This is a genomic window from Bacillus thuringiensis (genome assembly GCF_001182785.1).
Taxonomy (GTDB): domain Bacteria; phylum Bacillota; class Bacilli; order Bacillales; family Bacillaceae_G; genus Bacillus_A; species Bacillus_A thuringiensis_S.
In genome coordinates this window covers 1220366-1234461 of record NZ_CP012099.1, presented here as the reverse complement: position 1 = coordinate 1234461, position 14096 = coordinate 1220366, and the positions used below count along the sequence as shown (strand labels likewise).

The window sequence follows — 14096 nt, the reverse complement described above, 5'->3', positions numbered from 1 at the left end:
TAAAGGAGGGATTTCATGCAGCTAGATACTTTTTTACATCATCTCCATTTCTCTATTGATGAAATTATGCCGAATCATGAGGTGGACTGGAAAGACGCACCGCTTCCTTATAAATTATATCGAAATGTACCTACCATCCCGCTCTCCTTAGAAATCCCGTTATCTTTATCGAACTCTTCTACTACACCTACTCTAAATGAGATTGGTCACTATCTTTGGTATTCATTTGGTGTAACACAATTATGTCAGCTAAATAGCGAGAGAAATGTATTACGCAGATCCATTCCTTCAGGCGGTGCTTTATATCCGAATGAATTGTATATCTATTTAAAGATTGACGATTATCCAGACGGCATTTACCATTATGACGCCGCGCATCACCGACTTATTTTCCTTCGCGAAGGAAATTTCGATTCTTATTTAGCAGACGCACTCGGTAATCGCTGTAATATACATGATTGTTTCGGTGCCGCATTCGTATCCACTATGTTTTGGAAAAACTTCTTTAAATACAATAACTTTTCATATCGCCTTCAAGGATTAGATAGCGGGGTTCTCATTGGACAATTACTAGAATGTGCAAAACAGTTCGGTTATACGAATGGCGTATACTTTCAATTTCTAGACCGTGCACTGAATCATTTACTCGGATTGTCAGAAGTTGAAGAAAGTGTGTATGCCGTCATTCCTTTAAGTACAGAACCAGAAACTAATTGGTTTCACAATGATTACCGTGAAAATAAAACAGTTACTTCTCATGAGTTGTTGCAACAAATTCCGCCGTTAGCACATGAACATTTCGTTCGCTCAAAACATGTAAATGAACATCCGATGATAACAAAAATAAATGAAGCTTCTATGATTGAATCGACAGCACACTTCCAAACACTACATCATGAAGAGCACTATCAACATAATACGTACGCTGTACAGCTACCGAAAGTAGAACGGTTATCGTATGATTTCCTACAACTTTGTAAAAAACGATATTCTCCTGATGCGGACTTTATTTTAACGAAATGGGATGCAGCTGAGCTCGCTACTTTACTACAAGAAGCGAGCCTCTCCTTCCCCTATTACAGCGACCTTGATGGTAAGTATGTAAATGAAAATGCACGCGTCTCATTATATGGATGTTTCTATAACGTAAAAGATATAGAAAACGGCGCTTACACTTATAACAGTAAAACACATTCCATACAACCACTTCGATATGGGGACCTTCGTTATCTCCTTCAATCTAGTATGACGATGGATAACGTAAACCTTTTTCAAGTACCACTTTGCTTACATGTAGTCGGAAAGAAAGATTACTATACAAATGCATTAGGCTATAGAGGATACCGTATTCACCAAATGGAAGCTGGTATCCTCGTTCATAAACTCGTTTTTGCTGCAACTGCTATGGGGATGGGTGGGCATCCTTTACTAAGTTTTGATACAAATTCATGTGATCAATTGTACGGAATTGATGCTGGGAATGAAACATCTCTTATTCAAGTTCCAGTTGGGGCATATCGGGCGCGAAATTGGTTAAAAGGGGCTTTGCATAGTTAAAAGCACGCCGTCAATCGGCGTGCTTTTTTAAAGGATTTAATTTATAAAAAGAGAAATGAGTATATATTCTTACATAAAAGGAGAATTTAACTTGAACATTTTACAACGGTTAATTCAGCAAGCAAAAAATCCTAGCGGAACAATTGGTTCCTCCATGCTTTGTATTATGAACGCTGGACATACGAGATTAATAAATTGGGCATTACAGAAAGTACACATAAAGACAGATGCAGTCGTATTAGACATCGGCTGTGGTGGAGGCAAAACCATACACACTCTTTCAAAACGAACTCCACTTGGGGAAATATATGGGATTGATTACTCCGATCAAGCTGTGAAAAATTCTATACAGACAAATGCAAAAGATGTTCAAAAACAAAAAGTAATTGTTCAACAAGCAAGCGTGTCTTCTATTCCACATCATACGAACTTCTTCGATCTCATTACCGCCTTTCAAACTCATTATTTTTGGCCTGATATTGAACAAGATATAAAAGAAGTATTTCGCGTCTTAAGATCGGACGGCTCCTTTTTATTAGTGGCTGAAACTTTCAAAATTCAATATCATATGGAAAAATGTAAAACGACTGAAGAATTAATAAACCTATTTTATAAGACAGGATTTAAAAGTGTGAAATGTTACGAAGAAAGAGGATGCCTTTGTGTAATAGGAAATAAGTAAAAAAGCAGACCTTTATGGGCCTGCTTTTTACTAGATTAACTTAAAAATACTCTTAATTTGTCTAGCAAATAACCAATTTTTCGTACCGTAGTTATCATTTAAACTATCTAAATTAATAGATTGTCCGTTAGCAAACTTTAATTCTAACGTTGTATTTTTGTCATTTGTTTTTAAATTACTATTTGTAATATCATCATACTTTAATTTTTCAATCTCAATATATTCGTCTTTTTCTTGTCCGATCACGACATGGTCTTGGAAGAAGAAAAATACTTCTACTTTTTTACCGAAACAAAATACATTTTTCGTATAAATTAATGTCGCGTTATCAAGTCCGACACATACTTCTTTCATTTCTTCTACAACGTGTCCAAAGTCTTCTTCATGTCTTGTATTTGATTCAACAATCCATTCTTCGATTGTTTTCATATTAATTGCCATACTGCGCCCCCTGGTTCGTTCATTGCTTCGTTTAAAAAATAAATACTATATGAAAATATAAGCGATTAGTAATATGTTTTCAAGGGGGAACGGTATATTCAAAATAAAGTGAAACTTTAATCAATAGGGGTCTTCATCCCCACTGATTATTAGTTGAACCAATCGGGCTTTTGCGGGATAAAGTTAAATTTCAAAGTAATATAAAAGGAACACCAATTTCATTAAATTTTAAACGTTTGAACGAGGCATTCTTCCTCATCAATTAACTGCTCTCTCTCATCAAATTCAATGTTCAGTTCTTTATATACTTTCTTCCAAAACGACACTGCTGGTACATTTTTTACAAGTTCGATAACGAAATATTGTCCTCTTTTCTCTTCTAGTAAATTCTCAACAGCTTGTTTACCGATTCCTTTTCCTTTATATTGATTCAATATGAAAATATCATTAATACCAAAATCATTTTCCTTCTTCAAAAACGGACTTTCCAGTAGTAATAAGAATCCTACAATACTATGATCAACTTTTATAAAATACGGCGTGATTCCGTCATTTTTCCAAAACATATGCAAACCTTCGTATTCAAAAAACCCGTTCGCTCCGATAGTTATATTCATAGTGAACTTAGAAAGGTCATGAAGATATAATGCGTACAAATTACGTAATATTTCTTTTTCTGATTCTTGAATTTTTTGAAGTGCTACAATCATAAAAAACTCCCCTTCCTCATATGTAACTATTTCCCAACCCTCTTCATTCGACAAAAATGATAATTCCCCTTTAACAAAAAAATAGCACTTTAAAAAGTGCTATTCTGCTCTCCTTGCCGCTTGCTGAATTGGATCCCAAACGCTGTTATATGGTGGTGCATAACTTAAGTCGACGTCTTCTAAATCATGAATGCTCATTTTATTGAAAAGCGCCATCGCGATCACATCAATACGTTTATCTACGCCTTCTTCTCCAATTACTTGCCCGCCCAATAATTGTTTCGTATCGGAGCGATATAGTAATTTCAAGTAAAGTGGTTTTGCATTTGGATAATAGCCCGCCATATTTGTAGAATCTACTTTGACCGTTTTATACGGAATGTGTAGCCCTTTTGCTTCTTTTTCATTTAAGCCTGTTCTTGCGAGTGTCAAATCCATAAATTTAATAATGCCTGTGCCTAACGTGCCTTTAAATGCTCTTCGTTTATCGACCATATTAAGTCCGGCAAGTCGCCCTTGTTTATTGGCAGTCGTTCCGAGGGGGATATGATCATGAATTTCCTTTATAACGTGGTAATGCGTTGCGCAATCACCGGCTGCATATACGTCTTGCACATTCGTTTGCATATATGCATTTACTTCGATTGCTCCTTTATGATTCTTACGTATATTTGTCCCTTCAAGAAAATCAGTATTTGGCTTCACTCCAACCGACACTAAAACAAGATCTGCTTTATACGTACCTTTATCCGTTTCTATTGCTTCTACTCGTTCATTCCCTTTAAACGCTTTTACATTTTCATTCGTTAAAATTTCAATATGATGCTTATCTGCTTCTTTATGTATGTACTCTGCCATATCTGCATCATAAATCGTACCGATATGATCATTTCGTTCAATCATTCTTACTTTCTTACCAAGTTCGACGAATGTTTCTGCCATCTCCAGTCCGATTGCACCGCCGCCAATAATGGTTACATCTTCAACTTTATTCGTTTTTAGCGTTTTTAATATGCGCTCAGCATCCGGAATTGTTTTTAAAAGATGAACGCCTTGCAATTCCCGTCCCTCCCATTCTGGCATAACAGGACGCACTCCAGTCGCAATTAATAATCGATCATATGGAAATTCAAAAACATCTTTCGTCTTCGTATGTTCTGCGTACACCATTTTCTTTTCCGTATCTACTTTCGTTACTTCATGACGCACTTTTGCATCAATGCCATATTTATCACGAAATGTCTTTACATTGCGCGCAACTAATTTTTCAGTTGAAGCGATAGCACCGCTAATAACATAAGGTAATCCGCACTGAGCGTATGAATAGATTTCACCTTTTTCTAGCGTCACAACATTTGCAGTTTCATCGTTTCTAACAATTTGCATAGCTGCACTCATACCAGCTGCATCTCCGCCAATAATGACATAGTTCACTTTACCACTCCTTCTTTTTTACATACTCTTTACGTTTTCCATATTTTATAGAAATAACACCTACTTCCATTGTAAAGAAAGAGAATTTCATCTTCAAATTTGGTGCACAAACCTATGCATGAATAGGTAACCGTCGTGTCTTATAAACAACATGTTTAATATGCTATAACAGTAGCTATTGAAAGTAGGTGAAACATACATGTGCGCCGGCCTTCTCGTCCAGCTTCCAGAGGAACCGATAGAACCGAAACCCGCCCTTCCGCTTGAACAGGAGTTTACCGTTAGTGTAACTTTATACAGTGCTCGTGCTTGGTTATCTGACAATGACACTTTCTCACAAACTATTTGGAAAGCTACCCGCTTCGCTTCTGCATCACACGCTCGCAAGGCCATCTTTCCAGTCGGTACTGTTAAAATTATAAATTTTTCTGACGATACAATAACAGTTACTGCATCATCAGAATCAGATGATACGCTTAAAATAATCGTCCCTCCTCATTCCGAAGCTGCTTTAACGTCTAGTTCTTTATCTGATGTGCAAGCCAGTACATCAGGGGGAGCAAGTAAAGTCACATTTCTCTTTCATATCTTTTTCTCTAGGGATCCTGGTCCAGCTAAATAATCATAAAAAAGGTACAGTAATCTGCACTGTACCTTTTTCCCGCGCTCTATTCTCTTGATTTAATTAGTTCAATATTATAAGTTTCGATATCTGTTAACTTTCCTGTAAAATAAGGATTTTCTCTATACCAAGACTGTTTTGCAAAATACGCTTGCATATCTTTCGTTTGAAAAATATGTCCATGCCTTGCATATATTTCATTTCTAGCAATTTTCAACTGTTCTTTCGATAAATAGGTTAAATCTGTGCTCGTTAATTTTCGAATATCACTATCAGGAAAGATGAAACCATTATATACATACCCAGTCGTAGGTGACGGGGTAACATTATAAACAACTGTTTTTTCTGCACTTTTCGTTTGGAATGGAAGATTATAAGACGAAAGTGCCGTTACCGTCTCTACTTTTGTCGTTTCCCGTCCATTTTCTCCATTTCGTTCTAAATAAATTTTCGCGCTTCCATCAGTCGCTACAGGCCCCCATGTAATTTCTTCTCCTGCGAGCGCTGTAACTGGTTTTTGATTTACGTACAATGTTGCACCAGGCGCGTTCGTTTGAACTGTAATATATTGACCTTGCAACGTTAAATCTATCGTTACGTTATTTTGGCTTTGTTTCATAAGTACAACCTTTTCCTCACGTGATAGTTTTACATAGTCATTTTTATATTCTGATTGAAACACTTGATTTCCCGGAAGAAATGGCCCATATTGCTTCTCAAACTTTTTGTCATCTGTCTTATCAATTTCTTTTCCGTTCATTTTTAACGATACGCCTTTTTCATTTGTAAGCAAAGTTGTATAGTACGTCTTCGCTTTCAATTTATACCGATCAAATATAAAGAAATACTTTCCGTCTTTCGTTAATGAAAAATCAGCCCTTTCTATTCCGTCCCGTTGTTTTTCACCTTGTCTCAAATATCCTTTTAATTCATTTACGTAAGATGGATTTTCTTTTATATATGAAAATAGAGGCGTTAAACTCTCTCTCGTTATCATAACCGATGGATCATCTGCCGTAACGATCTCAGCTAATTTCTCTCCGTCCCGCTCTTGTAAAATCGTAATCATCCGGTCTACTTGTGCCACCTGCGTATAATACGATGATCCGTACAAATACAATCCAATAATCGCTATAACAAATAGTGCTAACAGTGTAATGCCAACTTTTGTACCACCGCTCATGTTCTTCTTTACTGCAGGACTTCCCCTCTTCATCCCGCAGTTTTGACAAAATTGTACACCATCTTCAAACTGAACTCCGCACTTTGTACATACATTCATTCAGTCAACCACCTTTTCATTAGAAGCCAGTTATTCCCTGTGTTAAGGCTTGAATTATCGTGCTAATGTAAGACCAAAGTACAATGAACGTTGCAATTCCAATTAAAACATTTGCAATAATAAGTGTGTAAACGAGATCTAATCCGCCATTGTCTAGTTTTAATACGGCTACAGTTATACTAATCCCTATATAAGTTGCAACTACCGATAATAATATCGGTAAGAAAAAGATTAATAAAAAACTAAAAAGAAAAGAAAGAACTAATATGACAATAGCCGGCGTCGCTATCGTTCCCCATATACCAAATACTTCAAGAAACGAAAAAGATGATTTCATCATCTTACCACTTACAAAAATAATAAATCCGACAAATAAAGTTAAAATTAATAAAAAGAAAAAGACCGTTATAGATTCTCCAAAAAACGTGGGAGTAGATATATCTGGTGCAAATGTTCTCGTAACTGCTGATGCTGCACTCATCATTCTATAAAAAATACATGCTCCTAAAAAACAAATAAGAACAAGACTTACAATTCCATTTCGTACTTCAATAGTGCCGCTTTTCATAATCGCTGTCGGTGCTTGTAATGCACGTTTAAAAAATTGAAAATAGCCGCTCGCAAACCGCTTCGCTTGTTCTACCGTTTCATTTGGACGCGTTTCCTTTTCTTGTGCCACACGCGCTTGTTCCTGCCCTTCTTCTTTGCCACTACTTGCCACTACTTCTTCCGTTAACGAATGTCCACAATTCCCGCAAAACTTTGCCTCTACTGCATGTTCTGTATGACATGACGGACATTTCATTCTCTAATCCCTCCTTAAGCATATACCTTATAGGGTGTTACAAATTCAATATATGACTTTGTACATAAAACATGACTACAAGAAAAAGATTATGAAATCCTTCTTCCGAAAGAAAATATATGTGCTAGCAATCTTGAAAAATAATGCTATTATGAAACAGAACAAATAACATTTTTAACAGATTGGATGAAAGATAATGGAATTGGTAAACTCAATTTTTCAAATACTCCTTACAAGCATAATCCAATTATTTTCCTTAATTGGCGTTATCATTGTAATTGGATTTTTATTAGGTTATTTAGAATCTCTCACACGGATGTATTGGTCGAGAGCTTTTGGACGAAAAGGATTCCTATTAACGGCTTGGATCGGTGTTCCGATTCACGAACTTGGACATGCCATTATGTGCGTGCTGTTTCGTCATAAAATTGTAGCAACGCAGTTTTTCCCAACAGATACAAGTCAAGGGGCTTTAGGCTACGTACAACATCAATACAATCATAAAAGTGTATATCAACGAATTGGGAATTTCTTCATCGGCATTGGCCCTATTATTTCTGGTATTACTGCATTAATCCTTTTAATGCGCTATTTCGTACCAGAATCATATTTTTTATTTAATACAACTCTCGAAAAAACGATTGCTTCTACTTCTATTAATATAGAAATGATCCAAAACATGCTCTTATCGACGTTTGTATTATTGAAAAGCTTATTTACAATCGGTAATTTATTGAATCCTTCCTTTTGGTTATTTTTATTTATCGCCATTTGCATTTCCGCACATATCGCTTTAAGTAAACCAGACATTAAAGGATCAATAGACGGGGTTATCGTCATGTTTATCGTTTTATTTTTATTCAACATCATAGCGGGACTGTTCCAATATGATAGTAACCAACTAATTAGCAAAGTGATGAAATATAATATGTATCTCATTGCGTTTTCTAGTGTGGCACTGCTTTTCTCTTGTATTTCTACACTTGTTAGTTTTTCGTTTTATAAAATAAGAAGAGGGCGTTCTTTTTGAACGCCCTCCTCTCCTCAATTATTCCTCTTATAATCACAATGCTCAACCGGAACACGTGCATGTCCACCTTCGTCGGTACACCATGACTGCGACTGGAAGGCAAGAAAGATACCGATCCATTCTTCCTCCTTTTCGAAGTGAATGAGTATTCCTCCGTCTTGCCATATACCATTATCACCTTTCCATTTTTCTACATTCCCTTGATTCATATGAATATCGTGTATACCGTTTCCTGGTTTGAAGTGAAAATAAGAATCGGGTGTATCTTCTTCTGGTCGCCATCTTTCACCAAACGCGTAAATAATCGCTTTTTCTTCTATTGCTCGTTTTATATAACGTTCTATTTTTTCATTTAAATCATTATCTACTCCTGCTTTTTCAGCAGGTAAAGGAATCATTTGTTTCGAATCAAATACATTACCTCTTACGTAGTCTAAAGCTACTTTCGGTTCATTGTTTTTTATTTCTGTAAAACCGAATGGTAATGTCGGTAAAATATGAATTGCTTCTGAATGAATATTGTCGCTCGCAAAATATAAAACTTCTGACGGATAACTTTGCGATTTCACGTTAATTGCAATACGATAATCTACTCCTGCTTCATCTTGTAAATGAACTTGATAATGAGGAGTTTTCCGATACGATAAACTTAACTAAATCTATACAATTCAATCAAATTTACACAAATTAGTGCTTCAAAGTGTTCTCGCAACCCCAAAGGGACGAGGGGTATAACACTCCACACGAGGCAGTATCGTTACCTCCTATTATCAAGCATTTAATTTTACCCATCTTGATAAATTTATCGACGCATTTACATCCCGATCGTGATGGCTATTGCATGAAGCACAACACCACTCACGTATTTTTAAACTCCACTGTCCTTCTGGTTGAACTGAATGGTCGTATTTCACGCCGCAACATGAGCAAATCTTGCTTGAGGCGAACCATTTATCAGCTTTTACATACGCAATGCCATACTTCTCGCACTTGTATGATAAACATTGAAAGAAGAAGTTTAATTTTTGAAAGGAAAATGCTTTCGATAGTTTTTTGTTTTTTAACAGGTTTGAGATAGATAAGTCTTCCACAACAATCCTCATTGGTTTGGTTTTCACCAATTTAGCTGTTGCTTGGTGGATATGGTTATTTCGGATATTCGTAATTTTCCTAGATAACCGCAGGTGCTCAGCTTTCGCTTTTTCATATCCGGCAGATTGAATTTTTACACCTTTTTTAAATCTCCTAGACATATCTCTTTGTGCTGACTTTTTCCTTTTCAAAAGTTTTTTAACCTTGGCATCTTTGTTTATATTTCGTTCTTTCATACCATTAGAAGCTACAAACAGCTCTTTTAACCCAACATCCACACCAATCGACTCATTGGTTAGTTCTTGGAATTCAAAATCTTCTTGGAACCCCACACTAATCCACCAGTGACGACCGTCAAATGTAACTCTTGGATTGGATGGTTTTTTGTTTCTTGGTAGTTGTTGGCTTGTTTTCACTTCTCCAATAGACTGAATATGAACTACTTTCTTTCCTATAACTAGTCTTTCATAATTGGCATAAAATCCTTGGATTACATCTTTTTTGGATTTATAAGAAGTGTGATAACCATTTTTGTACTTTTTGAACGAATGTTTTCTCGCCATATCAAAATCTTTTGAAGCCTGTTTTGGCACTTGTGCATTAATGCCTTTTAACCACTCATATCTCTTTCGCTTCTTGATCTTTGTAAATCGTTTCTGTAAAGCTAACTGTGAAACAGATTTTCCAAATAGCTTATAGTATCTATCACTCATTCTTTTACAATAGTTATAAGTAAATCTTGCAGCATCAGCATGGTTTCTCAGCACTTTTTCTTGTTCAGGCGTTGGAATCAGTCTAACTTTCTTCGCCAATATCATCAGAATGTAACTCCTTTAATGAAAGATTTGTTCTTCTGAATCGTAGCGTGTTCCACCAGCATTCTCGTAAGACTCCTCGGATGCAAACCTGTTAATTCTGATACTTGACTAACTCGTAAAAATTTCATTATTATTCTTACCTCATTAAACTTATCGTAGCACATACGTTCGATAGATTCAATGAGATTTGATAGATTTAATCAAATGTATCTCGTTCAACTAAGGGCGCAATTCCTTAGCCAGTTCTCTTATGAACTTCTCATATTTTCACATGAGCGCAGACTATATATTTATCTACTTAGAGATAGAGGATTTTCCCACCACCATAAGCTTGTGATGTACTCTCGTCAGTTATACGAGATAGTCGTTGAACGTTCATCTTATCCATGTTGACTTAGATGATTCGAGGCGGAAGATCCATTGTTCTAGTGTTTAGGATTTAACCTTGCGCCATCTGATTGATTTTTTCTGATTTCGCAGCATGCACGTTCACCATTTCTAGCCACGTTGTTGTTCAATCATATTTAGAAATTGCCCGCAGTTCCCCCGCCCGCTAGCCAACCACTTGACTGGCAGGGCTTACTGATATATTTAATTCACTTTAGTTATAATTAGCTAAATAAATTGTAACAGTTAGTTACCCTTTTCCTATCTTTGATTGTATAGCTGTACCTTTTAACACGCCGTAGTTTTTTAGTGCCATACATTTCATCTCCTATTCATTTAGTAGCAGCTTTTCATAATTTAAAGCATTATCCAGTAACAAAGAAAATCCTCCTAAATATAGGAGAATTTTCAATTTCTCAACATATACCAGAAAATAACTTCCACTACTATAAGTAATACCGCACCAAAGATCATTAACGTCGTCTTCTTTAATAGTTCATTTTCACGGTAAGGGATATTACATAAGTAAGCACCTAGTGTAATCCGTGATGGACAAGCGATTGTCGCTACTGATGATGCAGTGTTTTGAAGTGTTGTGACATATTGCCACGGGAGTGCTACGTTTTGTGCGGTTTGCATTTGTAGTTTTATAAACATTGCATTTGATCCTGCGTTACTACCTGTTAAAAATCCACCAATAGCGCCAATAAACGGAGCAACGAAAACGAAAAAGGTTCCAAATGTTTCACCAGCTGTCTTTGCGAGTAATGAATGCATGCCTGATGCACCCATTAGTTCTGAAATGGCGATAAACATTGTCGTCGTAATCGCAAAAGGAATCCATTGTTTGATCGTTTGCAAGAGTGATTGTTTAATAATATTAGACGGGATGCGGAAGAAAATAATAGTAAATAAGCAAGTCATACCGAGCCAAAATCCTGGTGAATATAGTAACTCTAGTTTGTAAGAGTATGATTTCAAATCAAGAACCGCATATGATCTGAACAAATCATGTAATGCTGGAACGAGGCGAGAAAGTAAAATACAAACTGTTAGAAATATATAAGGGCTAATAATTTTTATAATGGATACTTCTCTCTCCGTTGCAGCCGCATGTTCTGTTATAAGATTTTGCCCACTTTTTCCTTTTAATTTAATGATAAGAAAGCCAAATGTAATCGTAACGATAGAACTTAATATCCCGGCTAGTTCCACGCTTACGTATGCGTTAGAAAGATAGATTCCGAGAGAAAATAATAGAAAGAATCCTACTCCTTCTTTCCACTTTTCTATAATCGCTTGCCAGCCGCCAACAACGTGTAAAGAAAGAATAATAAAGTAAGCAAACATCGGAATACTTAATAGCGCTGTATTTGTACCAAGTGTTGTAAGAGGCATATTTATTAGCTGCGAACCGATAATCGTACCAGTTGCCATTGCGCCCCATGAACTAGCTAGTAAGCCGATAAATGAGAGCAGTACAGCTTGAAATGGTTTATATCCTAGTGAAAGAAAAATAGGTGCTGCAACCATGAAGCCGATACCGAATCCACTTACTGATTCAATAAGCGGGCAAATGCCAAAACACATAAGCAGCATTTGTAATAAGCGATCCTGAGTAACTTCTTCTAGAAAACGTGCTACTTGATCGATGTACCCCATTTTGTTCATGAGGTGAAATAAAAAAATACCGAAAAATAAAACGTACCCGACAATAAAACAAATTAACCACCCTTTAATCGTTGCGTGCACAGTTTCACTTATCCCTAATCGAAACGTTGGCGAGAGTAAAACGATTCCAACAGACACAGCATAAGAAATTAACGAAGACCTTAATGACGTTTGTTTAAATAAAAATAAACAAATGAAAATCATTATAATTGGGATAAGTGCCAACAATATGACCATGTTATCATCTCATTTCGTTATAAAATACAATTTTTAACTATTATATAACAGATGTCATAATTTTCAATTGTTTTTACAACAGATTTAAAAAAGGAGCCGTTTAGCTCCTTTTTTAAATCACTCCCATTTTCTATTATCCTGAAAAACTGTCTGCTGTCCGACTATTTTATCTAACACAACAAACACAATATAAGCACATATTACTTGCAATACAATATTTCCAAATTTCATTAATTCAAATGAATGAATCCACCTGAATAATTCGTTTAATAATACAATCGAAACGATACTAAATAATTCTACACTAATCGAAAATATACATATTTCTAAAATAGACTGTTCTTGAATGCGATTTAAATTTGAAAAGATGAATACATATCCTAAAAATAGAGCCATCAACTCTATTTTCGTCATGCTAATGAGCCAAGCGTATAGTGGTACAGTTAAAAGAAGATATAGTAATTTCCGTCTTAGCATGCCTTCTCACCCTCTGAATTATATGTATTTTCTGTATATTTTAACATTTATTACGCAAAACAAAAAGAAGAGACTACGCCTCTTCTTTTTGTTTTGTTGCATATATTAATTCACATATTTCTTCTCGCTTTTCATTTTCTAAAAGCTCAATGATCTTACTTCCAACGACAACTCCGTCGCATATTGTAACCATTTCTTCTACATGTTCTTTTGTTGAAATGCCAAATCCAGCGACTACTGGTAAGTTGACGTGTGATTTTACTTTTTCTAAGTAACTATGAATCTCCTCTTTAAAGTTTTGACGTACTCCCGTTACGCCCGCTACTGTAACAGCATAAACGAACCCTTCTGATTCACTCGTAATTTTTTCAATTCTTTCAATAGGGCTCGTTACGGTAACGAGTGGAATGAGCGCAATGTTTGCCTCTCGAAGTAACGGAGCAATAATATTTTGTTCTTCATACGGTAAGTCTGGTACGATGATGCCGTCTACACCTGCTTCCATACAGTTCTCGATGAATCGCTCTTTTCCGAATGCAAGTACCGGATTTAAATATGTCATAAGAACAAATGGCATTTGTACTTCTTTCCTTACTTCCGCTAAAGCTTGAAAAATGCCTTTTAATGTTACACCGCTATCTAACGCTCGCTTTCCTGCTCTTTGAATCGTTGGACCATCTGCGACTGGATCTGAAAACGGAATACCAATTTCAACGATGCTTGCTCCAGCCTCATCTAGAAAACGAATTCTTTCTTTTAATTTCTCAAGTCCACCATCTCCGCCCATTACGTACGGAATAAATGCTTTCTTGCCATTTTCAAACGCTGCTTTAATTTTTTCTACTCCCATT

Annotated in this window: 13 protein-coding genes and 2 pseudogenes; 4 read left to right on the top strand and 11 right to left on the bottom strand. The window is 36.0% G+C overall.

Annotated features, from left to right (window positions below):
• The first annotated feature begins 15 nt into the window (after positions 1–15).
• Entirely contained in the window at positions 16–1557 is a 1542-nt protein-coding gene (locus tag AC241_RS06390) for a SagB family peptide dehydrogenase (RefSeq protein WP_048564889.1), read from the top strand.
• 91 nt (positions 1558–1648) lie between these two features.
• Positions 1649–2239 carry a class I SAM-dependent methyltransferase gene (locus AC241_RS06385; RefSeq protein WP_050842902.1) on the top strand — a complete coding sequence of 197 codons (591 nt, stop codon included), beginning with the start codon at positions 1649–1651 and terminating at the stop codon, positions 2237–2239.
• 30 nt (positions 2240–2269) lie between these two features.
• Here AC241_RS06385 and AC241_RS06380 read toward each other — a convergent pair whose 3' ends face one another.
• The 3 genes from AC241_RS06380 to AC241_RS06370 form a co-directional block, all read right to left on the bottom strand.
• Positions 2270–2680, bottom strand: a complete 411-nt coding sequence (locus tag AC241_RS06380; RefSeq protein ID WP_000996808.1) for a DUF3908 family protein — start codon at positions 2678–2680, stop codon at positions 2270–2272.
• A 221-nt stretch (positions 2681–2901) separates the two neighbouring features.
• Entirely contained in the window at positions 2902–3390 is a 489-nt protein-coding gene (locus AC241_RS06375) for a GNAT family N-acetyltransferase (RefSeq protein WP_050844810.1), read from the bottom strand.
• A gap of 99 nt (positions 3391–3489) precedes the next feature.
• Entirely contained in the window at positions 3490–4824 is a 1335-nt protein-coding gene (locus tag AC241_RS06370) for a CoA-disulfide reductase (RefSeq protein ID WP_050842900.1), read from the bottom strand.
• Between the two features lie 199 nt (positions 4825–5023).
• Here AC241_RS06370 and AC241_RS06365 point away from each other — a divergent pair, with 199 nt between their 5' ends.
• Complete coding sequence (locus tag AC241_RS06365; RefSeq protein ID WP_016082422.1) at positions 5024–5446, top strand: hypothetical protein; 423 nt, start codon at positions 5024–5026, stop codon at positions 5444–5446.
• A 46-nt stretch (positions 5447–5492) separates the two neighbouring features.
• Here the strand turns inward: AC241_RS06365 and AC241_RS06360 are convergent, their stop codons facing one another.
• Both AC241_RS06360 and AC241_RS06355 read right to left on the bottom strand, forming a co-directional pair.
• A complete protein-coding gene (locus tag AC241_RS06360) occupies positions 5493–6728 on the bottom strand; it encodes a TcaA 3rd/4th domain-containing protein (RefSeq protein ID WP_043936717.1) in 1236 nt (411 codons plus the stop codon).
• Positions 6729–6747: 19 nt separating this feature from the next.
• Positions 6748–7533, bottom strand: a complete 786-nt coding sequence (locus AC241_RS06355; RefSeq protein WP_050842898.1) for a zinc-ribbon domain-containing protein — start codon at positions 7531–7533, stop codon at positions 6748–6750.
• Positions 7534–7729: 196 nt separating this feature from the next.
• Between AC241_RS06355 and AC241_RS06350 the strand changes: the two genes are divergently transcribed.
• Positions 7730–8563, top strand: coding sequence for a hypothetical protein (locus tag AC241_RS06350; protein WP_050842896.1), 834 nt, complete (start codon positions 7730–7732; stop codon positions 8561–8563).
• A gap of 14 nt (positions 8564–8577) precedes the next feature.
• Here AC241_RS06350 and AC241_RS06345 read toward each other — a convergent pair.
• The 6 genes and pseudogenes from AC241_RS06345 to trpA form a co-directional block, all read right to left on the bottom strand.
• Positions 8578–9198: pseudogene (locus AC241_RS06345) on the bottom strand (DUF2278 family protein); the annotation flags it as partial.
• 135 nt (positions 9199–9333) lie between these two features.
• Positions 9334–10473, bottom strand: a complete 1140-nt coding sequence (locus AC241_RS06340) for an RNA-guided endonuclease InsQ/TnpB family protein (protein ID WP_050842894.1) — start codon at positions 10471–10473, stop codon at positions 9334–9336.
• A gap of 640 nt (positions 10474–11113) precedes the next feature.
• Positions 11114–11185: pseudogene (locus tag AC241_RS35125) on the bottom strand (DUF2278 domain-containing protein); the annotation flags it as partial.
• Positions 11186–11268: 83 nt separating this feature from the next.
• Complete coding sequence (locus tag AC241_RS06335) at positions 11269–12768, bottom strand: L-lactate permease (RefSeq protein WP_050842892.1); 1500 nt, start codon at positions 12766–12768, stop codon at positions 11269–11271.
• Positions 12769–12885: 117 nt separating this feature from the next.
• The gene (locus AC241_RS06330) at positions 12886–13245 is read right to left on the bottom strand and encodes a DUF4029 domain-containing protein (RefSeq protein WP_043936706.1); all 360 of its coding nucleotides are present in this window, start codon (positions 13243–13245) and stop codon (positions 12886–12888) included.
• Between the two features lie 73 nt (positions 13246–13318).
• Entirely contained in the window at positions 13319–14095 is a 777-nt protein-coding gene (gene trpA, locus AC241_RS06325) for a tryptophan synthase subunit alpha (RefSeq protein WP_016082429.1), read from the bottom strand.
• Position 14096 lies beyond the last annotated feature (1 nt).

Excerpts from the sequence above, each read along its gene's own strand:
- AC241_RS06360 (WP_043936717.1), bottom strand. The coding sequence starts at position 6,728 with ATGAATGTATGTACAAAGTGCGGAGTTCAGTTTGAAGATGGTGTACAA.
- AC241_RS06350 (WP_050842896.1), top strand. The coding sequence starts at position 7,730 with ATGGAATTGGTAAACTCAATTTTTCAAATACTCCTTACAAGCATAATC.
- AC241_RS06375 (WP_050844810.1), bottom strand. The coding sequence starts at position 3,390 with ATGATTGTAGCACTTCAAAAAATTCAAGAATCAGAAAAAGAAATATTA.
- AC241_RS06335 (WP_050842892.1), bottom strand. The coding sequence starts at position 12,768 with ATGGTCATATTGTTGGCACTTATCCCAATTATAATGATTTTCATTTGT.
- AC241_RS06330 (WP_043936706.1), bottom strand. The coding sequence starts at position 13,245 with ATGCTAAGACGGAAATTACTATATCTTCTTTTAACTGTACCACTATAC.
- AC241_RS06365 (WP_016082422.1), top strand. The coding sequence starts at position 5,024 with ATGTGCGCCGGCCTTCTCGTCCAGCTTCCAGAGGAACCGATAGAACCG.
- AC241_RS06380 (WP_000996808.1), bottom strand. The coding sequence starts at position 2,680 with ATGGCAATTAATATGAAAACAATCGAAGAATGGATTGTTGAATCAAAT.
- AC241_RS06355 (WP_050842898.1), bottom strand. The coding sequence starts at position 7,533 with ATGAAATGTCCGTCATGTCATACAGAACATGCAGTAGAGGCAAAGTTT.
- AC241_RS06340 (WP_050842894.1), bottom strand. The coding sequence starts at position 10,473 with ATGATATTGGCGAAGAAAGTTAGACTGATTCCAACGCCTGAACAAGAA.
- AC241_RS06390 (WP_048564889.1), top strand. The coding sequence starts at position 16 with ATGCAGCTAGATACTTTTTTACATCATCTCCATTTCTCTATTGATGAA.
- trpA (WP_016082429.1), bottom strand. The coding sequence starts at position 14,095 with ATGGGAGTAGAAAAAATTAAAGCAGCGTTTGAAAATGGCAAGAAAGCA.